We start from the raw sequence: 20,853 nt of genomic DNA on the forward strand, positions 1-20,853 counted from the left end.
CTCGGCCGCTCGTCCAATCTTGGGCGTTTTTGAGGCTCGCTCAGGCGGTTCTCAAAAACGCTGAATCGACTAGCCACGACGACGCGTAGCGACGGCGGCGATCAGGCTCAGTCCGGCCAGCGACAGCGTGGCTGGCTCCGGAACTGCCGGCGTCGCATTGAACTGCACGTTGTCCAGGCGGTTGTTGCCAGCGGCGGCCGTGGCGCCCGTGCCGACGAAGCGGACAATGACGGACGACTTGTTCTCGATGGCCGGGAACGCGCTGAAATCGACCGAGACGACGCCTACCGCGGCGAACGTCGTGGCAGCCGCGGGAAGAACGTTGGTGACGACAGGCGTGAACGAGCCGCCGCCGTCCGTCGAGAACGACCACGCATTCGTGGTGTAACCCGTGGCGGTACGCTGGTGGGCGTAGGTGAGGACGACGTCCTCGAGACCCAGCGTCGAGAACGAGAAATCGACCGGAGTGCCGTTACCCGGGAAGTTGGTTCCAGCAACGAGCGAAAGAGATTCTTCGGCGGGATCGGCGCCGACGGCGTTGATCGTCGTGCCGCCGAAGTCGTCGACCGTGCCGAGATAGCCGGCCAGGTTTAGAGTGCCGGAGCCTGAACTGGCCGCGAGCGTCGTGGGAACGCCGCCGGAGCCGGGGGTCGAGGCGGTGGCAATCGAAAGGGTATTAAAGTTCCAATTAGCAATCAGAGCGGCGTGCGCCGCGCTGCCTTGCGACGCGATGGCGCCGACAAGAGTGAAAATCACCGCAAGTTTCTTCATTAGACATCTCCTCAGGCGTTGCAACACTTGTAAAAGGGTTAAATAGATTTCGAGGTGAGTAATTCAGTCGCCGTCGAATTGAAAGGGTATTCGGCGGGGCGGTTCGAGGCCGTTGGCCATCATAATCCTGTTTGCACGCTTCTCATGCATATTCACGATAAATTCACTAACCGGAAAAACTGTGCAGACAGTTCGCAACGGCAAACTTTGCGCCAAGAGTTGGGCTGGTCGACGGAGTTAAGCCCCTGGGCGTCGCGGTGCTAGCTGCAACCTGAAGGCAGCCAACGGCTTGCGGCGGCCCTGCGGCGGGCTACACGCTTGGCCAATGGGCTGGAGAGCAATCGGGTTTCGCACGAAATGCCCCATAAGGCGGCAACGGCGGCCGCTTGCCGTGGCACATTCAGGGGGCCCCCGGGCGGGGGGCGCAGTGGGGCCCGAAGCAGGCCGTTCGGCGGTAGATCCGGCGTCGATCAGTACTGAAAGTGCTTGATCTGCTCGCCCTGATCGTCGATCTCGCTCAGCGATTCGATGCCGATTTCGAGATGAACGTCCGACCAATCTTGGCTCACCTTCTGGTCGCTGAGTTGAGTCTTCACCCCTTCGGGAGTCATCGGCAGATCGGAAACCAGCAACAAGGCGCCGCGGGCGATCTGGTTTTTGTGGCCGACCGCAAAGATCGTCGCCGTTTCCATGTCGATGGCAATCGGCGTGTACTCGGCCAGCTGCTTCTTGAAGTCCTCGTCGTGCTCCCACACGCGGCGGTTGGTCGTGTAGACGACGCCCGTGCGGTAGTCGAGATGCCGGTCGACGAGCTTCTGCGAGACGAACTTGTGGAGCTTGAACGAGGGGAGGGCGGGGACGAGTTTGGGCAGGTAGTCGTCGGAGGTGCCTTCGCCGCGGATGGCGCCGATCGGCAGGATGAAGTGGCCGATTTCGGTCGAACGCTTCAGGCCGCCGCATTTGCCGAGGAACAGGACCGCCTTCGGGTTGTAGGCCGTCAGCAGGTCCATCACCGTGGCGGCGTTCGGCGAGCCGATGCCGAAGTTAACGATCGTTAGGCCGTCGGAGTTCGTCGCAGCCTGCATCGGGCGGTCGATGCCGTAAACCGATGTGCTGAATTTTTCCGCGAAGCGAGTGACGTAGTTGCGGAAGTTGGTGAGCAGGACGTATTCGCCGAACTGGTTGATCGGCATTCCGGTGTAGCGGGGAAGCCAGTCGTGAACGAGGTCGTGCTTCGTGATCATGAACCGCGCCTGGTGTGGGGGCGAACGGAGGGAGCCGCGATCTACAACCTAATGGAGCGGGGCGGCTGATTCCAGCTTGATCTTGGGGTGGTGCTAGAGCCTTGAGGCTTAACTTACACCGGGAACTCAAAGGCTCTTGCACTGTTTTCTTTGCGCCTTCGCGCCTTTGCGTGAGACTTGCCTTTCTTCGGATGATCTCACGCAAAGGCGCAAAGGCGCAAAGGGGAAGACGAATTCGGGAGATAAGGAATTGGGCTAGGTCGCACTCATTGGCTCGTTGAGGCGCGACTCTTTTTGAGAGTTTCATAGCGTCCTGGACGGTTCAATCTCAAAGATTGCCGCACAAATTGGCGAATACCGGGCGTCATTCATGAGGGGCTTCGCGGGGATTCCCCTAGCAGCGGCATACTCGGGAGCCCGCTGGCGGTCCGATTTCGTCCGGTTGGGGTTTATTCTTCGAGCGGCTTATCCCGCCAAATTGGGCCAATTTGCCGTCGGCAGCGCCAGCGCTCATAATGCAAGTCTATGGCTGGACACGGCTTCCGGCCTGCCAGCCCCCGCCGCGACGCACCTCCTTCCTCAATAGCCCACTCAAGTCATGGACGCCGGACAGATTCTGTTGAAGCACGGTTTGCTGTCCGACTCGGACCTTTCGCGGGCAATCGATGCCCGGACGAACGGTTCGCGCGTCGATCAGTTGGCCGTCGAGATGGGACTGGTCGGCGAAGCAGACGCCTTGCGGGCGTTGGGACTGGAGACCGGCGTTGATTTCATCGAGCTTGAGTCGGCCTCAGTCGACCTGTCGCTGCTGCAGACTTTTCCGCAGAGGCTGATCCATCGCCACGGGTTGTTCCCGATCGAAAAAAGTCGCGGGGCCGTGCTGGTCGCGACTTCCGATCCGCTGAACCTCCACCCGCTCGACGAAGCGGCGGCGGCCCTGGGGTGTCCGATCATTCCCGTGGCGGCGACGCGCGAGGCGATCGCCAAGCGGATCAAAACGCATCTCGGCGTCGGCAGCGAGACGATCGAAGGGTTGCTTGCCCAGCGCGAAGAGGAAGAGGTCGAACTCGTCGACGGCCTGCAAGTCGAGGATGGCGAAATCGCCGCCGAGGTGCAGGAAGCGTCGGTCGTTCATCTGGTGAACGAGATTCTGCTCGAGGCCATCGACTCGCGAGCGTCGGACGTGCACATCGAGTCGCAGCCTTCGGGCGTGAAGGTGCGTTACCGCATCGACGGCTTGCTGCAGCAGCAACCGACGCCGCCAGAGATCAACCGCTTTCAGGCGGCGATCATCAGCCGGTTAAAGATCATGGCGCGGCTGAACATCGCCGAGAAACGCCTGCCGCAAGATGGTCGCATCAAGCTGAAGGTGCATGGCCGCGAGGTCGATGTCCGCGTGTCGGTGATCCCGATGTTGCATGGCGAGGGAATCGTCATGCGTATTCTCGACAAAGGGAAGATGGAATTCTCCCTTGAGAAGCTCGGCATGGCGCCGCAGATGAAGGCGACGTTCGATCGGCTGATTCGCATGCCGCACGGCATCATCCTGGTGACGGGGCCGACCGGTTCGGGCAAGACGACGACGCTTTATAGCGCGCTCGTCGGCATTAAAAGCGAAGATACAAAAATCATCACGACCGAAGACCCGGTCGAATACCAGCTCGAAGGGATCAACCAGATTCAGGTTCATCCGAAGATTGGGCTGACGTTCGCCATGTCGCTGCGTTCGATCTTGCGGCATGACCCTGACGTGGTGCTGGTGGGCGAAATTCGCGATCACGAGACAGCGGAGAATGCGATTCAGGCGTCGCTCACTGGTCACTTGGTGTTTAGCACGCTTCATACGAACGATGCGCCGAGCGCGTATACGCGACTCGTCGACATGGGCATCGAGCCGTTCCTCGTGGCGAGCACGATCGAAGGGGTGATGGCCCAACGGCTCGTGCGGCGGCTTTGCCCCAAGTGCCGTGAGGAGTACGAACCGCAGCGAGACGAATTGCCGGACGATTTTCCGTGGGACGAGTACCGTGCGCTCGATCGACCGATCTACCGCAACACCGGTTGCCGCGCCTGTCGCGGGGCGGGGTTCGCCGGGCGGCAAGGGATTTTCGAACTGTGCGAAACGACCGACGGCGTGCGGCAGTTGGCCCATGACCGCGCGAGCAGCTGGGAGATTCGCAAGATCGCGCTGAAGGAAGGGATGCGTACCTTGCGCGACGATGCCTGGCACAAGGTGTTTGAGGGAATCACGACGGTGGATGAAGTGTTGCGGGTCACTAAAAGCGACATTAAGTAGCGAATAGTAATGGGGAATGCTGAATGGGGAATGGGGCATAGTGAGGGGACTCGTATGCGAAATCAAGAGTTGAGCAACCGTACCAAGCAGTTTGCGCTTCGTGTGATGAGACTATTCTCTGCTTTGCCGCATTCGGACTTGGGGCGTGTTCTCGGTAAGCAGTTACTTCGATCTGGAACGTCAGTCGGCGCAAACTACCGTGAGGCCTGCCGAGCACGTTCTGATGCGGAGCTCATCTCCAAGCTTGGCATTGTCGAGCAAGAGCTAGACGAATCGATTTACTGGATGGAACTGTTAGTGGACGGCGAGATCGTCACCGCCGCGCGCTTGGGCGAGTTAATGACGGAAGCCGACGAGTTAATGAAGATCGTGGTGACCTCCATCAAAACCATCAAATCACGATAGTGCCACTACCCCACTCCCCATTCAGCATTCCCCATTTGTAATGCCCGATTTTGCTTACATTGCACGAACTGCCACGGGGCAACGCGTTGAAGGCGTGTTGGCTGCCGGTTCGCAGCGCGAAGCATTGTTGGCGCTCGCGGGCAAAGAACTGTTCCCCGTTCAGGTGAAGCCTTCTGGCGGGAAGGTCGTCGCTGCAGGATCGCTCAAGGTTCGGCCGCAGGCGATGTCGCAGTTCTACGTCCAGATGGCGGCGCTGCTGCGGAGCGGCGTGCCGTTGTTGCGGTCGCTCGATGTGCTGGGGCGACAGGCGACCAATCCGACGATGAAGAAGATCGTCGACGATCTCCACTCGCGAATCACCGAAGGCGATTCGCTCGCCGAGGCGATGGCCCGGCATCCGCGGGCATTCAACGAACTTTCGCGCAGCATCATCCGCGCGGGCGGCGAAGGCGGGTTTCTCGAAGAGGCGCTCGAACGCGTCGCCAAGTTCACCGATCAGCAGGCTGAGCTGAAGGGCCGCGTGACGGGGGCGATGGCGTACCCCATCTTCCTGATGGTGTTGGGCGTCGCGATCGTCGTCGGGCTGATGATTTTTGCGGTGCCGCAGTTCGAGACGTTGTTCGAACGGCTGCGCGAGCGCGGAGAATTGCCGATTCTGACCGATGGCCTGTTGCGGGTCAGTGCAAGCATCCACACCTACGGACTGTTGATGGCGCTGGCGATTGTCGGCATCGTGCTGGCGGCGCGACACCAGCTCATGACCGAGCGAGGACGCTGGTGGCTCGATCGGCAGCGGTTAAGACTACCAATCGTCGGATCAATTTACAGCAATCTTGCCGTGTCGCGATTCTGCCGCGTGTTGGGAACGCTGCTGTTGGGGGGCGTGCCGATCGTGCGTTCGCTCAAGATCAGCAGTTCGTCGACTGGCAACTTGGTGCTGTCGCAAGCGATCGACAATGCCGCTGACAACATCACCGCCGGCGAATCGCTGGCGGCGCCGCTCGCGGCGAGCGGGCACTTTCCGCCGAACGTCGTCGAAATGGTCGCCGTCGCCGAGCAATCGAACACGCTCGAAACTGTGCTGACGAACATCGCGGAATCGCTTGAGAAAGAAACGTGGCGGCGGCTCGATTTATTCGTGCGGCTGTTGGAACCAATCATGTTGTTGTTTTTGGCTGGCGCGGTGCTCGTCATCGTGCTGGCGCTGATGCTGCCGATGCTTAAGTCGGCGACGTCGATGTAGCGTGCGTTGCTGAGTCGGTGTCGATCGTGCCCGCGCGGTGATACAATAGCTCGCTCTTAACCAGTCTCTCCGATAAGCAGGGTTCGCCCGCTTCCGACGAGTTCAAGAAAACCGAGGAAAGGATTTGAAAATGAACGACAAGCATTCCCGCCGACGCGGCATGGTGCGAGCGAGTGCGCAGGGCTTTACCCTCGTGGAAGTTCTGTTGGTGTTGATCATTCTGGTGATCATCGGCTCAATCGTCGTGCCGAATCTGTTCGGCGTGAAGGATAAGGCCGACATCGACGCTGCGAAGGCACAGGTGAACTCGATGAGCACGGTAATGGACATCTACCGTCTCGACATGAACAAATACCCGGCGACGCTCAAAGATCTCAACGACGCGCCGACTGACAGCGCGGTGGCCGACAAGTGGAACGGCCCCTACTTGAAGTCGGCCTTGAAGCCGGACCCGTGGAGCAACGAGTATCAATACGCGTCCCCCGGGAAGAAGAACACTTCAAGCTATGACTTGTGGTCGAATGGTCCAGACGGGCAAAGCGGCACGGATGACGATATCGGCAACTGGGAGAAGTGATGCCAATCGTCGCTGCGATTCCTGCAGGTGCGTCGCGTGACCGCGTACGGCTGAGCGGATCGGCTCGGCGTCGCGGCATGACGTTGGTCGAAATTTTGCTCGTGCTGGCGCTTGTCGTCTTGATCGGCAGCATGGTGGCGCCGGTTTTCAACGGCGTTTTTTCGACGATTCGCCTGCGTCGCGGCGGCGACCAAGTGATCGCCCAGTGGTCGGCGGCGCGGATGCGGGCGATCGAGACGGGCGAGGTGCAGCAATTTCGCTTCACGCCCGAAACGGGGAAGTTGGTCGTTGAACCTTGGACCGGCGTGCTGGGGGCGGACGCTGATTCGCGGCGTTCGACCGGCGCTGCGTCGACTTCTTCGGCATCAACGGCCGCTGGCGGCACGACTTCCACGACCACGGCGGCGAGCAGCACCGCGGCGACGGGGACTGCCAAGACGACGAACGTGACGCTTCCTGAAGAGGTTGTCTTTCACGCCGGCGAACTGGCGGTGGAAGATTACGAAACGGGCGAGCGGAGCGTCGCGTCGCTACAGGAACCGGGCGAAGACCAGTCGACGCCGATTCTATTCTTTCCCGACGGCACCACGTCGGACGCCTCTGTCCTGCTGACGAACGGCAAGCAGCAGTTTGTGCGTTTGACGCTGCGCGGGCTGACCGGGGTCGGTCGGGCGAGTTTGGTGCTGACGCAAGAAGAACTGCAACGCGCGGATCGGCGGAAGTGAAATGCGAGCAACGATAATACTTTTTCTTGTGGCTCCCTCCCCCTGGAGGGGAGGGCTGGGGAGGGGGGAATAAACGCTGGTACCCGCTATCGTCACCCCTCCCTAACCCTCCCCCTCAAGGGGAGGGAACCAGAAGATTACACGCGAGATTAGTTCAGTAACGTTCGTAAGCACGCATCGGCGTCAGACTAAATGGTCGGAACTACCTCTCATCACGACTGCTCAGCATGTGGCTGCCGAGCGCGACGCCGCACGCAGCGTTTGCAGCAAGCATTCACGCTGCTGGAAGTAATTCTGGCGCTCGCGATTCTCGGCGCCGCGATGGCGATCTTCGGCGAGGTGATGCAGCTGGCGAACCAGAACGCCCTCGATGCCCAGGCCGAGACGCAGGCTCAGATACTCGCCAGTTCGGTGATGGATGAGATTCTCGCCGGCGTCATCGATGATTCGCCCGCCAATCGCCAGCCGTTGGAGACGGAAGGCGATGTGCGGTGGGTCTATTCCGTGAGCTCGGGGACGGCGACGGTCAGCGGCGTGTACCCGGTTATCGTCGAGGTCGAGCAAGATCTGGAGGCCCGCTACAAGCCGGTGAAGTTTCGCCTCGTGCGGTGGTTCTCAACGACGCCGGAGGGGAACGAGTCGGAGGAAGAAACGGCTAACTCGCAGCAATCACAGCAGAATGCGAACCAATCGAACAACGCCCAGCAGGGTGGGGCGGGTACGGCTGGGGGAGCAGGCGGCGCGGGCTCCGCGGGAGGCTCACCGTGATGATTCACGCTCGCAACGAGTGGCGTGCTGAACAACGAGGCTGCGCCCCGCAAGCCGGCTTCACGCTCATGGAGATCGTGCTCGCGCTCGCGCTTACTTCGGTCGTCACGTACTTGTTGATGACAGCGGTTGAGCTCTTTGTCATCCGCATTGAGACGAGCCGCGGTCGGGTCGAGTCTTCGCAAATCGCGCGAACAATTCTCGACCAGATGGCAGATGACATTGCCTCGCTCCGCATCGATCCGCCGCGCGCGGCGGCGAGTCCAGGGTCGGGGAGTGGCGCAGGAGGCGGCACTCAGGCGGGAGGCGGCGGTGGATCTGCGGGCGCCAGCCAAGGGGCTGCGTCAGGGCAAGGCGGCGCAGGCGGTGCAGGAACTGCCGGAGGGCAAGCAGGAGCTGGCAATGCAGGCGGCGTCGGCAGCGGCAGCGCGACGGGCGGCAATGCTCTTGCCCCCGCGACGCTACACGGAATTTTCGGCAACGCTGAAGAGTTGCGAATCGACCGCGCGGCGCCGCAGAACTGGGCTCGCGCCAGTCGCGAGGTTGATCCGACCGAGCCGGCGGCGGTGGGCGACTTCCCGCGGACTGTGCGCTACTACTTAGGCGAGGGGACCGGGCAAACGTCGCAAGAGCTGGCGAAGCAGGGCGTCACCGTCGAAGAGGAGCCAACGGCGAACGCCGCGGGGCTCTACCGCGAGGTGATTCCGACGACGGCGCTCGCCGACGATTCTGATCCGCTGGCCAGTCCAGCGTCTCGCGAAGGTGCACGGGTCGAACTGCTTGCTCCCGAAGTGGTGAAGCTCGAATTCCATTACTTCGACGGCCAGCAGCTCGTCGACGAGTGGGACGTCGCTGAGGATGGCGGGCTGCCGAAGGGTGTGGAGATTTTGCTGACGATCAACCAGCCCGACTATGGCCCGCAGTCCGACGCCGAGCAGCAGCGGCGAACGCAGACGGGACAGAACTATCGAGAAAAAGACTTGGTCGTCTATCGGCGGTTCGTGCGGATTCCGGCGGCGAACCCGCCGCAGGCTGCCGAACTCTTGCTGCCGCAAGCCCAGAACGGCGGGGCGCAGCCGGCTCAAGGGAATGCCGGCGCCGGCAACAACGGCGGCGGTAACGGCGGGAACAACGCGGCCGGCGGGAACGGCCAGGGAGGGCAGGGGGGCCAAGGCGGGCAGGCGGGAGCAAACAATGGAAACTAACGCCCTGCACGCGATTCACTCTCGTCAACGCCAGCGCCGCGGCAGTGTGTTGCTGCTCGTGCTGATCGTCGTGGCGATGCTCACGCTCGGCACGGCGACGTACCTGGAGTTAATGCAGAACGAGCGAATGGCAGTCCGGCATCACGGCCGCGGGCTGCAGGCGGAGCGGCTTGCGGAGTCGGGCGTTGAGTATGCACGGACGCTCGTGGGGCTGACCCCTGCGGAGATCTTGCAAGCTGGCGGGCTGGCGAACAACCCAACCTCAATGCAGGCAATCATTGTCGACGACGAGGGGAATGAGTTCGATCGCGGCCGGTTCTCGATCATCTCGCCGGCGCAGGTCGACGGTTACTATTCAGGCTACAAGTTCGGCCTCGAAAACGAGTCGGCGAAGTTGAACGTCAACGCCTTACTGGCGCCAGGCGCCGAGGACGGAGCCGCGACCCGCTTGCTGGCCCTGCCGGGAATGACGGCGGAAATCGCTGATGCGATTCTCGACTGGCTCGACGCCGATGTGACGCCGCGGACGAACGGCGCCGAGGCCGAGTCGTACGCGCAACTCACGCCGTCGTACGAGCCGCGCAACGGACCGATCAGCGATCTTGACGAACTGCTTCAGGTGCGCGGCGTGACGCCCGAACTGCTGTACGGCGTCGATCAGAATCGTAACTTTATCGTCGATGCCAACGAGACGCCGTGCGGGCAGCTGCTGGAGATCGACAATGCCGACGGATATCTCAATCGCGGTTGGTCGGCGTATCTCACGACTGGAAGCGTCGAGGCGATGCAACCGGCCGCCGCTTCAACCGGCAGCGTGTCGACGTCGACCACTTCCACGGCGACGCCCCTGCAATTCAACGGCAGCGACCTGCAGCAGCTTTACAACAGCCTGAGCCCCGTGATCGGCGAGGACAAGGCGAAGTTTTTCATCGCCTACCGGCAGTACGGACCATTGCAGGATCAGCAGAACAACGGCGCGACCGGCGCTGCAAGCCAGGCTGGAGGCGCCGGAGGAGCGGGGAGCGGCGGACAGAGCAATGGCGGCGGAGGCGGAGGCCAGCAAGGCAATCAACAGGGCAACCAGCAAGGGAGCGGCGGCCAACAGGGTGGCCAACCGCCGAACGGCTCCGAGCAGATCCAACCAGGCAGCGGGCTTGTTGGCCAGGATCAGAATCAACAGCCGGTAGTGATCGAACCCTCGGCGATCACGCTCAACTTCCAACAGCAGGGCCAAACGCAAGTGAATTCGCCGCTCGATCTCGTCGGCGTGCGCGTCCAGATTCCGGGGCAGAACAACGGCCCGCCGCAGAACGTCACTTCGCCATGGGCCGAGGATGCAGCGTCCTATCGCGAATTGCTCAAACTCTACGATGCTGCGCCGCCGACGACGGCCCAGCGCGTCGCGGGGAGAGTGAACGTGAATCAAGCGTCGCGGTTCGTGTTGCAATCGATTCCTTCGCTGCCCGCCGCGGCGGTCGGCAAGATCATTAGTCGCCGCGAGGCGGAGCCCGACCCGGCGGTAAGCGAGCAGCGGCACGCGCTCTGGCTGCTGATCGACGGCGTCGTCACGCTCGCCGAGATGCGGCAGATTGAACGGTATGTCACGACCGGGGGCGACGCCTTCAGCGGTCAAGCTGTCGGCTTCTTCGACGCCGGGCCCGCGGCTGCCCGGCAGGAGTTCATTGTCGACCGTTCGGGGACGACGCCCCACCTGCGGCTGCAGCGCGATTTGACGCCGCTCGGCCGGGGCTTTAGCACGCTGTCGATGGGCGTTGAGTCGAGCGAGACGCCTCAGTAGGCGAAGCCGATGGGGGGAGACGGACAGGATTACAGGATCTTGGCGGATTGACGGGACGAGGAGTTCAGGCTGGGGACGTTTAGGGGGCGATCCGTGTGGTTCGCAGTTACATATCCTGTGAATCCACAGAAATCCGGCGATCCTGCTGCAGTCTTCACCGCAAACAGGCAGGGGGCCCGCGCAGCCGGCGGGGGCCTTGATTACAATGAACTGAGCTAGTTTCCCGCCGATTTTTTCCCTGCCGTTCGCAGCCCGACATGTCTCGAACCCTCGCTCTCAAACTATTGCCGGCCGCCGCCATCGCCGCCGTCGTGCGGAATGGCGAGCGATTGGAAATCGAGCGGGCAATGCGGATTCCGTTACCGACGGGAGGCGATGGGACGGCGCGGGGCAAAGCCATTCGCGAAGCGCTCGCGACGTGGAAGCTAGGCCGCATGGCGACCGTGCTCGCGGCGCCGCGGAGCGATCTGACGATTCAAAATCTCGAACTGCCGCCGATGCCGGCGGACGATCTGCCCGAGCTTGTTCACTTGCAAGCCGAGCGAGATATTCAGCTCTCCGAGGATGGCGAGGGATTCGACTTCCTGCCGTTGGCGGGCGACGAGGATCATCCTTACCGCGTGCTCGGGGCCGGGCTGTCGGCGACGCAGTGGAAGACGCTGAAGGCGACCTGTGATGCGAGCGAGTTGAAGGTCGGCCGGATCGTGCCTGAGCCGCTCGGCTGGGTCGAGCTCGGCCGGAACGCGCTGACCGAGCGTCAGGCCGACGCGCTGGGAGTGTTCTCCGCGATCATCGAACGTCAAGCCGTGGTGTGGGCAAGTCGCGGCGACGCCTTGCAGTTGATTCGCACGGTGTGGCTGCCGGCTGACGACAACGCGGCCGCCGACGCCGCCGCATTGGGGAACGAACTGCGCAGGACATTGCTGTCGCTCGCGCAGTCGCCGGATGCGGGCGCCCCGCCGCGTTGCTATTACCTTGGCGACAACGCCGATGAAATTGCCGGCGAGCTTGGCGCCACGATTTCGAAGCCCGTCCAGGCGACCACGCTCGCGAAGTTGGTGCGCATTGATCCGTCGTTCGACTTGGCGGGCGCCGGCGTCTCGCTGGTGGAACTTGCTCCGATGGCCGCGCTGGCGGCCGCGGCAGGCGCGGGCAAAGCGGCGCCGATCGATCTGCTCCACCCGCGTCGACGTCCGCCGGCGCCGAGCAAGATGCGGACTTACGTCCTGGCGGGTGCGGCTGCAGTGGCGGGCGTCGCGATGATCGGCTGGCAAGCCTACCAAAACGTGCAGGCGCCGCTCGCTTTGGCTGCCACGGCCGACGCCGAGCGCAAGGCGCTCGAGCCGGTGCTTGAGTCGTATAAGGCCGACGAGACGAAAGCGGCGGCCATCGGCGAGTGGTTGGGACAATCGACGAACCTGCTGACGGAACTCGACCATCTCAGCGGAAGGTTGCGTCCCGAACCGCTCGCCAGCGAGAAGTTCGCGGCGGATCAGGACTTGGTGCTCACTCGGCTGAACGTCATCAATCGGCAAGTCTCGTTTACCGCCGCGGCCAAAAGCAACGATGCGATCCAGCCTGCTGAACGCCGTCTCCGCGAGGGGAACTATCGCGTCGATCGCGGCGTTGTTGAACCGAAGGCGGAGGGGATGCCGGGATTCAATGTGACGGTGTTCGAAACGGTCGAGCGTGTCGCGCCAGCGACGACGACTACGACTACGAATACGGCTGAACCGCCCGCCGCCGCAGCGCCCGCTGAAAATGCGCCCGCTCCGGCGGCGGCCAAGCCCGCTGATGCAGGTGAAGTGAAGAAACCCGAGCCCGCGAAAGCAGAGGTTGAGCAGGCAGAGCAGCCGACTGAGGCCGAGAAGCCTGCCGCGGCGGACGAACCCGCGAAGTCGCCGGAACCTGCGAAGGCGTCCGCCCCGGTCGAGTCGACTGAGCCTGCCGCGGGAGCGACGCCATGACGAGTCGTGAGAAGAATTTGATCGGCGCAGTCGCGGCGGCCGGCTTGCTATGGTTCGGCTCGCAGGGCCTCACGCGCTATCGCGAGAAGGTGACGCAGAGCAAGAATCAGCAGACCGCCGCCGAGCAGGCGCTAAGCGAAGCGAACGTCGCCCAGTTGCGCGGCGCACGGGCGCGCAAACGGCTCAACGAGTGGCGAGCCCAATCGCTGCCGACGAATCAGGAAATTGCCGAGTCTCTCTACCAAGACTGGCTCCGCGCTCAGCTGGCCGGCGCCGGAATGAACGTCGTGCAACTCACCGACAAGTCGGGCAGCGCGAAGAATCCGCAATTCGGCGAAGTAACGGTAGCCGGCAAGGCCGAGGGCTCGCTCGCCCAGTTGACCGATTTCCTGCACCGTTTCTACGCGGGGCCGCATCTGCATCGGCTCTCCAGTTCGACGATCGCCGCCAGCGATGGCGGGCAAAAATTGACGTTCGACTTTGTTGCCGCCGCGCTGATTCTGCCTGATGCGAAGCGGACCGACGCCTTGGCCGAGGGCGACCCGCGGCCGATCGAGGGAGTGAAGTCGCTCGACGACGTGAGGCAGCGACTCGTGGACCGCAACTTGTTCGTGGCGCAGGCGCCGAAAGCAACGGAAGTCGATAACAACGCGGCCGACGCCGAGATCACGACCACGATTTACGGCAATTATGGCGACGAGGGGTGGCAATTGTGGGTTCGCCACAAGACGTCGGGGCAGGTGAGTCGCTTTCTGAAAGGCGACGCGATTCAGTTCGGCTCGTTCAAAGGCAAGATCGTCGAGATCGAGAACAGCCGCGTCGTCATTGAGACGGAGAAGGGGCGGATGGAATTCCGCACGGGGCAGAATTTCACGCAGGGAACGCTACTAGCGCCCCCAGCGGCGTAAAAGCCGTGTCGCGGTGGTCCTAGCCCCGGGCTCCGCCCGGGGGTCGCGCACCATGCCGATGGAACGTTGCCCGTACTCCACGCCGACCCCCGGGCGGAGCCCGGGGCTAGCATCGCCCCGACTTCGTCTCGTCCAGTTGATCTGCAAAATCCTGTGATCCTGTCCATCTTTCGATGGGCATCGCCGACCAAAGCGTCGGCGCCAGCAGTGCTGGCTTCTTAAATGGCGAGTTCCAAGCCGGTTTAACTGGCGTTCTAGGTAAACCTTGCCGATTAATTCGATTGTAAGGCCCAGTGGCGCCCCTGCGCTGGTGCTTTGCCAGCGACTTTGCCCTCTTGAGGCGGATAGCCCCATGTCGTTCCTCGCCGCAATCAATCATCGAGCCACGCTCTTCGCCACCGGCGCTGCGGCCGTTGTGGGAGTGCTTGCCTTGGCCTTGCCGACGCCGCCTGCGGCTGTGTCGCATGCGCAGGAAGCGTCTGGCGGGTCGAACTCGGGGCTGGTGGCTCCGCTCGTTGAAATGCCGGCGCTCGATTTTGGCGTGCCGACGTTGCCGAGCACCCCGGCCGCGGCAGCTTCAGCGGCCGCGCCGGCTCCGGTAGTCGCGACGCCAGCCCCAATTGTCGTGAAGCCAGCGCCAGTGCCAGCGGCTCCGGCAATTGTGGCGCAAGCTCCAACGGCGCCTATGCCGGTCGCCTCGCCGAATCCACCGCAGCCAGTCGCTCCGGCCGTCGTGTCGCCGCCGGCGGCTACCGCGCCGCCGCAAGGCTTGCCGGCCGAAGAGGCGAGCCTGCAACTTCGCCAACTCAATCCTGATCAACTCCACGCGCGGCTTGAACTGGCGTTCGACCGCGCGTTGCCTCGGCTTCCTGATGACGGGACCCCGTGGCTGCGGTTCCCGGTCGACGCCGGCGACAAGCTGCCGGTGTTGATTGCCGGCAATCGCCAGACGGGCGAAGTTCGCATCGTGGGCCGGCCAGAGCAGCTACGCGCGTGGCGTGAAATTGTCGGAGCGCTCGACTCGCCGCCGATCGGCGACCGCGTGACGCAGCTTGTTTCCACCGACAAGGCAGCCGCGCCGCATGTGAAGCAAACGGTTGGCGCCATTGCGGCACACGCTCAACCGGTGGCAGGTCAAGTGACGGCGTCAGGCTCGGCGGCAGGTTCGCTTCCCGCCGGCGCCGCGGAACTCGCGATGGCCGACGGCGAAGGGCTGCTCGGCCCCGTGCAGATCGAGGTGGTGGAAGGAACCGACTTCTTCATCATTCGCGGCAACCCGCGCGACGTCGAGCGTGTGATGAAGGTGATCGAAGAAATCGAAGAGATGAGCCGCGTGAGCGAGCCGCAGGTGGTGGTTCGTCCGCTGCAGCACGTCGACTCGCAGTCGATGGCCCTCATCACGTCGCGGATTTTCTCGCCGGCGGCGGAAGGCAGCTTTAGCCTCTATCCGTACTACGGTCCGGTGTTGGCGTTGCCGCTCGGCAAGCCGAATGCGCTGCTGCTCGTCGGTTCGCCGACGGCCGTAGGCAAAGCGGGCGAGTTGCTGGGGAAGCTCGACGTCGGCGGGGGCGAATCGCTCACGCAGTTCGAAACGTTTCGCTTGAAGAATGCTCAGGCTGAGCAGGCGCAACTGGTCGTCTCGCAGCTGTTCGTCCAGAACGAAGCCGAGGCCGAAGGAACCGCGCCGCCATTGGCGGCAAAGGCGCTGGTGATTGCGGAGACGAGGACCAATTCGCTGATCGTGCGGGCGAGCCCGCGCGACATGGAAGAAATTCGCAAGATGGTGAGTGAGATCGACGCCCCGGGCGGCGAAGCGGTGAACGAGATTCGCGTGTTTCGGTTGAAGAACTCGATGGCGGCGGAACTTGCCCCCATCTTGCAACGCGCGGTTCGCGGGGCAGGACAGAATGACGACGCCGGCCAGACCGACACGCGCGTCTCGCAACTGTTGAAGATGGTCACCATCGACGCCGAGGGGCAGAAGATTCTCGCCTCGGGCGTCCTCGCGGGCGTCACCGTCAACGCCGACCAACGGGCCAACACGCTCATCGTCTCGGCGCCGCCGGAGAGCATGTCGCTGATGGCGGTGCTCATCGAGCAACTCGACGTGCAGCCCGACGCGGTGGCTGAAATCAAGGTGTTCACGATCGAGAATGGCGACGCGGTCAGCCTGGAAGAAATGCTGCGGAGTCTGTTCGGCAGCGCGGATCAGGGAGGAGCGCAGGGCGGCCAAGGAGGCGGCGGAGCCCAAAGTACGGCCGGCTCGCGCATTTTCCAGCTCCGTTTCTCAGTCGACGAACGTACCAACAGCATCGTCGCCGCCGGTAGCAGCGACGAACTGCTCGTCGTCGAAGCAGTCTTGTTGCGGCTCGACTCCAGCGACAGCCGGCAACGGATCAATCGCGTTTACAAACTGAAGAACGCCGACGCCGAGCAAGTCGCCTTGGCCCTGCAAGAATGGCTCCAACAAAAGCGCGACGTGGAAGCGACGGCGCCGGGCGCCACGAGCCCATTTCAGCAAATCGAACGTGAAGTGGTGATTGTCGCGGAAATCAACAGCAACAGTCTCATCGTCTCCGCGACGCCGTCGTACTACGATGAGATCTCCGACATCATCAAGCAAGTCGACGAAGAGGCCCCGATCGTGATGATCCAGGTTCTCATCGGCGAAGTAACCCTCGGCGACATCGACGAGTTCGGCGTCGAATTCGGTTTGCAGGATTCGGTGCTGTTCGACCGCAGCTTGCTAGAGAACATCACAAATATCAATACGGTGACGCAAACGCAATCGCCCGGCGGCGCCGTGACCACGGTGACGACGCAGCAGGTGCAGGCGGCGACGCAGACTCCGGGCTACAACTTCGGCGACGCCAACCAGCCGCTGGGCAATTCCGGCAGCGCTTCCGCCTTGGCGACCGCGGGCGCCGTGGGCGCGCAGGGCTTGTCGAGCTTCGGCGTCGGCCGCGTCAGCCAAGCGGCCGGGTTCGGCGGCATGGTGCTCTCGGCCTCAAGCAACAGCATCAGCATGTTGTTGCGAGCGTTGCAACAGTCGCAGCGGCTCGAAGTCCTCAGCCGGCCGCAGATCATGGCGCTCGACAATCAGACGGGGCGCGCATTCGTCGGTCAGGTCGTTCCGTACATCACGCAGAGCAGCCTCGAAGCGAACGGCGCGCGTACGAATGTCGTCACCTTCCAAGACGTCGGCTTGGAACTACTCGTTCGGCCGCGCATCAGCCCCGACAACCTCGTGGTGATGGAAGTCTACGCCGCGAAGAGCGAACTCGGCTCCGTGCAGGACGGCGTGCCGATCTCGGTCGCTCCGAACGGTTCCGCAATCAATGCGCCAATCATCAGCACCATTTCCGCAGAAACAACGATCAGCGCCATCAGCGGGCAGACGGTGGTGCTCAGCGGTCTCATCGTGAAGCGCGATCGCGAGCTCCACCGCCGCGTGCCGCTGCTGGCCGACATTCCGCTGCTCGGCGACTTGTTCCGCTTCGATTCGAAGCAGGTGCAGAAGGCGGAACTCCTCATCGTGCTGACGCCGCACGTCATTCGCAGCCGGCAACAGTCGGAAATGTTGAAGCAAGTCGAATCGGCCCGGATGAGCTGGTGCCTGTCCGACGTCGTTGCGATCAACGGCCCCGCCGGGCTGCGGAGCGCGAACGATACGATGGGCGCGGCCGAAGGCGAAGTCGTCTTCCCGACGGAGATTCCCAACTCGGAGGGACGGTTCGAAGCGGCGGAGACGATCGTCACGCCAGGAGCGCTGCCAACGCCCGGCAACCAGCCTCCTGTCCTAGCTCCCACGCTGGCGCCTTAGCAGGCTGCGGAACTGCGATTCCTATTTACCGTTTTCATTTTTCAACCATGCTCGCCATGCCAAGCTCGCTAGACCAACGTTCGCGATCGACCGCGGTGACGACGTCGCTCCTGGCGGCGCTGCTGCTGTCGATCTTCGCAGGCTGTGCCAGCAAATCGAACAAGTGGAAGTTCGCCAATTGGAACGTCAAGCAGGCCGTGGGGCTGGAACCGAAGGAGCCGGAGCCGCAGCAACCCGAGCGCATGGTGGCGACGTGGACCGACACCACGCTCAGCACGGTGGGCCAAACTCCGAAGCGCGGCTTCGGCGGCAAGCTGATGTTCTTCAAGAAGGGTTCTGAGGATCCGGTGCGCGTCGAAGGGAATCTCGTTGTCTACGCCTTCGACGAGACAGATCGCCCCGACCACGAAACTCACCCGCAGCGGCGGTACATCTTCCCGATGGAGGAGTTTGTGCGGCACGAGAGCAAGTCGTCGCTAGGGCCGGCGTACAGCTTCTGGCTACCCTGGGACGAAATCGGCGGCCAGCAGCGGAACATCAGTTTGATCGCCAAGTTCGAGCCCAAAGAAGGCCCGGTCGTCATCGGGGAGCAAACGCGACATCTGTTGCCGGGTCTTACCATCGATCCCAACGCGAACAAACCGTTGCTCGCCAAGACGGTGCTGACCGAGAGCGGCGAGCAGGTGCGGCTAGCTTCGTACGCCGGGCAGTCTGCCGGGGCGCCCGGGGCAGCGAGTCAGGAAAGTTCGATCATCGTTCCAGCGCAGCAGCGCCAAATGTCGACGGCGACCATTCCGTTGCCGAAACGATTGGGTGAAGCGGCGAGCGAGCCCGCTCAACAGACGACAACCTTGGACGCCGGTAGTTCAGCAAAACCGTTATCGCAGCTGTCGACGCTAGGATCTCAACCGTTCCAGCAGCCGGCGGCCGCTAACTCGCAAGTGATGCAAGCTTCGGCGCAGATCCCGATCGTTTCGACGCCCGTGACCACGGCTACTCAGCGGCGGGAACTAAACGAGGCGGCGAAGGCGGCGAAGCGGCCGCAGGCTGGATCTGTACGAGATTCTCTACTTGAGACACTCCCGGTTCGAGCGAAGCCAGGCGGGCGATAAGCTCGCGATCGCGCTCCGTGGCGACGCTGCCGCGAATGACCGCGGTGCGGCCGACCATTTCGATCTGGGGCGAACTGACGCCGACGGTGGCCATCTCTTTCGCCAAGCGGCGTTGAAGAGGCACGTTTGCCTGCAGTGGCGTGATCGCGGGAGCGTCGAACGCGGGTTTGAGTTGAACGCGGATCGCCGGCGGAGCGGCGTTCTGTTCGCGCCAGCGACGGCGCGAGTCGCGCATCTCGTTGAGGTTTTCGATCATCGTGTCGAGCGTGCCGCCCGTACCGCGGCGACCGCCCGCTTGGCTTTCGAAGCCCGCTCGCACGTCCTGAGCATCGCGGCCAACGAAGCCGCCTTGTTGGAACCGCTCGCTTCCTGATTGCGATAGTCCCGCGGACATGGGGCCGCTGCCAAGAGCGCTCTGTCCCATGGGGCCATTGCCTGTACCGCCGCCAGCGCCGTTGCCGCCTTGTTGCTGAGCGAAGGCGCCGCCGGTACTCGCGCCGTAACTGCTGGAGATGCCGTCGCGAGCGCCGGAGATGCCGCCGGTGTAGTTGCTGCGGAGGCTACCGGTGCGACTTTGGCTCAACCCACCGCGGGCGCCGGTTTGTGCGGCTGCTTGGTGAGCACTAGCGGCGAACGCCAGAACGCCGGCAGCCGCGTAGGTGACTGCGAGTTGGCGGAAACGGGGCATGGCAGAATCTCCCGACTCGTGAGCGGAGCAGCCCAAGTATACCACTTATTCCGGTTCTGGCCAAAATCAGCAGGTTGTCGCCGCCCGCAACCGCGGCTCAACCCACAAGTAGCCGCGGCTCAACGAGCCGCAGGAGCGAACCGGTGACGGCTAAGCCTCTTCTCCGACGGTGGTACGCGTGTACCGGCCCGCTCCGGCAGGTCGTTGACCTGCGGCTGTAGGGGCGGTTGTCGTCGGCGGCGGATGGGGGTAGAAAATTGGGCTCGTCGATACTCGTCCGTTTCGCAGCAGGATCAACAGCCATGGAATTTCAAGTCACCGGTCCCTCGGGCATGCGGGCCAAGTTTGTCTCACGCGGCGCCACGCTGGCGGAGCTGTGGGTTCCGGATCGCGACGGGGCGATGGCCGACGTCGTGCTGGGGTTCGACAATGAAGCGGGCTACGCCAGCAGCGACAACCAGCATTTCGGCTGCACAACCGGCCGATTCGCTAACCGCATCGCCCTCGGCAAGTTCTCGCTCGACGGCAAAGAGTACCAGTTGGCGATCAACAACGGCGTCAACCACCTGCATGGCGGTTCGCAACGCGACCTGTCGCGGGTCGAGTGGCAAGGCGAGCCCTTTGCAGGGCCTGAAGGCAGCGGCGTGATCTTTCGCTATGTCAGCCCCGACGGCGAGGAAGGCTACCCCGGCAAGCTCGACATCCAGGTGACCTACACGCTCACGCCGGGTAACTCGCTCAAGATCGATTACGTGGCGACGACCGACCAAGCGACGCCCGTCAATCTGACGAACCACAGCTACTTCAACCTTTCAGGCCACGGTTCGCCATCGGTGCTCGACCACGAGGTTTGGATTGGGGCCGAGCGCTACACGCCGAAGGATGCCGGCGCGATTCCGACGGGCGAAATCGCGCCGGTCGAAGGAACGCCGCTCGACTTCCGCACACGGCGGCGGATTGGCGAGCGGATTGGCGATTTCACTGGCCACGAAGCGGACGGATACGATCACAACTTCGTGCTCAACGGCCCGATTGGCGTGATGAAGATGGTCGCCACGGCGTACGACCCCGCGTCGGGCCGCACGATGCACGTCCACACCGACCAGCCGGGCATGCAGATGTACACGGCCAACTTCGTGTGGGGCCAAACTTGTAAAGCGGGCCAAGTCTACCGAAAGCACTCAGCCGTCTGCTTCGAAACGCAGCACTTCCCCGATTCGCCGAACAAGCCGCAATTCCCGTCGTGCATCTTGCGACCGGGGGAGGAGTACCGGTACTCGTGCGCGTATGAATTCGGCGTTGAAGCCTAGGGAGTTAATGACG

At 63.0% G+C, this 20,853-nt stretch carries 16 protein-coding genes; 13 read left to right on the plus strand and 3 right to left on the minus strand.

Translation table 11 applies throughout. The features are described from left to right. Positions 1–69 precede the first annotated feature (69 nt). Together PLANPX_RS08725 and PLANPX_RS08730 are read right to left on the minus strand one after the other, a co-directional pair. Entirely contained in the window at positions 70–771 is a 702-nt protein-coding gene (locus PLANPX_RS08725) for a PEP-CTERM sorting domain-containing protein (RefSeq protein WP_152098361.1), read from the minus strand. Between the two features lie 470 nt (positions 772–1,241). Further along, on the minus strand, positions 1,242–2,015 hold the full coding sequence (locus tag PLANPX_RS08730; protein WP_152098362.1) for an AMP nucleosidase: 774 nt from the start codon (positions 2,013–2,015) through the stop codon (positions 1,242–1,244). A gap of 598 nt (positions 2,016–2,613) precedes the next feature. Between PLANPX_RS08730 and PLANPX_RS08735 the strand changes: the two genes are divergently transcribed. The 12 genes from PLANPX_RS08735 to PLANPX_RS08790 all read left to right on the plus strand — a co-directional run bounded on the left by PLANPX_RS08735 (position 2,614) and on the right by PLANPX_RS08790 (position 18,842). After that, the gene (locus PLANPX_RS08735; protein ID WP_152098363.1) at positions 2,614–4,311 is read left to right on the plus strand and encodes a GspE/PulE family protein; all 1,698 of its coding nucleotides are present in this window, start codon (positions 2,614–2,616) and stop codon (positions 4,309–4,311) included. A 54-nt stretch (positions 4,312–4,365) separates the two neighbouring features. Continuing rightward, complete coding sequence (locus tag PLANPX_RS08740) at positions 4,366–4,716, plus strand: four helix bundle protein (protein ID WP_152098364.1); 351 nt, start codon at positions 4,366–4,368, stop codon at positions 4,714–4,716. 40 nt (positions 4,717–4,756) lie between these two features. Next, positions 4,757–5,959, plus strand: coding sequence for a type II secretion system F family protein (locus tag PLANPX_RS08745; RefSeq protein WP_152098365.1), 1,203 nt, complete (start codon positions 4,757–4,759; stop codon positions 5,957–5,959). Between the two features lie 130 nt (positions 5,960–6,089). Next, positions 6,090–6,536 (plus strand): type II secretion system major pseudopilin GspG, encoded by a 447-nt coding sequence (gene gspG / locus PLANPX_RS08750; protein ID WP_152098366.1) that lies wholly within the window; start codon positions 6,090–6,092, stop codon positions 6,534–6,536. Continuing rightward, a complete protein-coding gene (locus tag PLANPX_RS08755; RefSeq protein ID WP_152098367.1) occupies positions 6,536–7,261 on the plus strand; it encodes a prepilin-type N-terminal cleavage/methylation domain-containing protein in 726 nt (241 codons plus the stop codon). The genes gspG and PLANPX_RS08755 overlap by 1 nt, the downstream gene beginning before the upstream one ends. A 261-nt stretch (positions 7,262–7,522) precedes the next feature. Beyond that, on the plus strand, positions 7,523–8,029 hold the full coding sequence (locus PLANPX_RS08760; protein ID WP_172991941.1) for a type IV pilus modification PilV family protein: 507 nt from the start codon (positions 7,523–7,525) through the stop codon (positions 8,027–8,029). Continuing rightward, a complete protein-coding gene (locus PLANPX_RS08765) occupies positions 8,026–9,234 on the plus strand; it encodes a prepilin-type N-terminal cleavage/methylation domain-containing protein (protein WP_152098369.1) in 1,209 nt (402 codons plus the stop codon). The genes PLANPX_RS08760 and PLANPX_RS08765 overlap by 4 nt, the downstream gene beginning before the upstream one ends. Further along, positions 9,224–11,032 (plus strand): type II secretion system protein GspK, encoded by a 1,809-nt coding sequence (locus tag PLANPX_RS08770; RefSeq protein ID WP_172991942.1) that lies wholly within the window; start codon positions 9,224–9,226, stop codon positions 11,030–11,032. The genes PLANPX_RS08765 and PLANPX_RS08770 overlap by 11 nt, the downstream gene beginning before the upstream one ends. Positions 11,033–11,289: 257 nt before the next feature. After that, entirely contained in the window at positions 11,290–12,999 is a 1,710-nt protein-coding gene (locus tag PLANPX_RS08775; RefSeq protein WP_152098371.1) for a hypothetical protein, read from the plus strand. Beyond that, the gene (locus tag PLANPX_RS08780; RefSeq protein WP_152098372.1) at positions 12,996–13,907 is read left to right on the plus strand and encodes a hypothetical protein; all 912 of its coding nucleotides are present in this window, start codon (positions 12,996–12,998) and stop codon (positions 13,905–13,907) included. Before PLANPX_RS08775 ends, PLANPX_RS08780 begins: the two co-directional genes overlap by 4 nt. Before the next feature lie 352 nt (positions 13,908–14,259). Next, positions 14,260–17,730 carry a secretin N-terminal domain-containing protein gene (locus PLANPX_RS08785; protein ID WP_152098373.1) on the plus strand — a complete coding sequence of 1,157 codons (3,471 nt, stop codon included), beginning with the start codon at positions 14,260–14,262 and terminating at the stop codon, positions 17,728–17,730. A 56-nt stretch (positions 17,731–17,786) separates the two neighbouring features. Further along, a complete protein-coding gene (locus PLANPX_RS08790) occupies positions 17,787–18,842 on the plus strand; it encodes a hypothetical protein (protein WP_152098374.1) in 1,056 nt (351 codons plus the stop codon). Here PLANPX_RS08790 and PLANPX_RS08795 read toward each other — a convergent pair. Next, entirely contained in the window at positions 18,724–19,530 is an 807-nt protein-coding gene (locus tag PLANPX_RS08795; protein WP_152098375.1) for a BON domain-containing protein, read from the minus strand. The genes PLANPX_RS08790 and PLANPX_RS08795 overlap by 119 nt on opposite strands. Positions 19,531–19,832: 302 nt before the next feature. Here PLANPX_RS08795 and PLANPX_RS08800 point away from each other — a divergent pair, with 302 nt between their 5' ends. Further along, complete coding sequence (locus tag PLANPX_RS08800; protein WP_152098376.1) at positions 19,833–20,840, plus strand: aldose epimerase family protein; 1,008 nt, start codon at positions 19,833–19,835, stop codon at positions 20,838–20,840. The last annotated feature ends 13 nt before the right edge of the window (positions 20,841–20,853 follow it).

The organism is Lacipirellula parvula, from assembly GCF_009177095.1.
Lineage (GTDB): Bacteria > Planctomycetota > Planctomycetia > Pirellulales > Lacipirellulaceae > Lacipirellula > Lacipirellula parvula.

What these genes read in the sequence shown, in the direction of transcription:
- PLANPX_RS08800 (WP_152098376.1), top strand. Translation starts at nt 19,833, where the DNA reads ATGGAATTTCAAGTCACCGGTCCCTCGGGCATGCGGGCCAAGTTTGTC.
- gspG (WP_152098366.1), top strand. Translation starts at nt 6,090, where the DNA reads ATGAACGACAAGCATTCCCGCCGACGCGGCATGGTGCGAGCGAGTGCG.
- PLANPX_RS08775 (WP_152098371.1), top strand. Translation starts at nt 11,290, where the DNA reads ATGTCTCGAACCCTCGCTCTCAAACTATTGCCGGCCGCCGCCATCGCC.
- PLANPX_RS08780 (WP_152098372.1), top strand. Translation starts at nt 12,996, where the DNA reads ATGACGAGTCGTGAGAAGAATTTGATCGGCGCAGTCGCGGCGGCCGGC.
- PLANPX_RS08740 (WP_152098364.1), top strand. Translation starts at nt 4,366, where the DNA reads ATGCGAAATCAAGAGTTGAGCAACCGTACCAAGCAGTTTGCGCTTCGT.
- PLANPX_RS08770 (WP_172991942.1), top strand. Translation starts at nt 9,224, where the DNA reads ATGGAAACTAACGCCCTGCACGCGATTCACTCTCGTCAACGCCAGCGC.
- PLANPX_RS08755 (WP_152098367.1), top strand. Translation starts at nt 6,536, where the DNA reads ATGCCAATCGTCGCTGCGATTCCTGCAGGTGCGTCGCGTGACCGCGTA.
- PLANPX_RS08745 (WP_152098365.1), top strand. Translation starts at nt 4,757, where the DNA reads ATGCCCGATTTTGCTTACATTGCACGAACTGCCACGGGGCAACGCGTT.
- PLANPX_RS08730 (WP_152098362.1), bottom strand. Translation starts at nt 2,015, where the DNA reads ATGATCACGAAGCACGACCTCGTTCACGACTGGCTTCCCCGCTACACC.
- PLANPX_RS08735 (WP_152098363.1), top strand. Translation starts at nt 2,614, where the DNA reads ATGGACGCCGGACAGATTCTGTTGAAGCACGGTTTGCTGTCCGACTCG.
- PLANPX_RS08790 (WP_152098374.1), top strand. Translation starts at nt 17,787, where the DNA reads ATGCCAAGCTCGCTAGACCAACGTTCGCGATCGACCGCGGTGACGACG.
- PLANPX_RS08795 (WP_152098375.1), bottom strand. Translation starts at nt 19,530, where the DNA reads ATGCCCCGTTTCCGCCAACTCGCAGTCACCTACGCGGCTGCCGGCGTT.
- PLANPX_RS08785 (WP_152098373.1), top strand. Translation starts at nt 14,260, where the DNA reads ATGTCGTTCCTCGCCGCAATCAATCATCGAGCCACGCTCTTCGCCACC.
- PLANPX_RS08725 (WP_152098361.1), bottom strand. Translation starts at nt 771, where the DNA reads ATGAAGAAACTTGCGGTGATTTTCACTCTTGTCGGCGCCATCGCGTCG.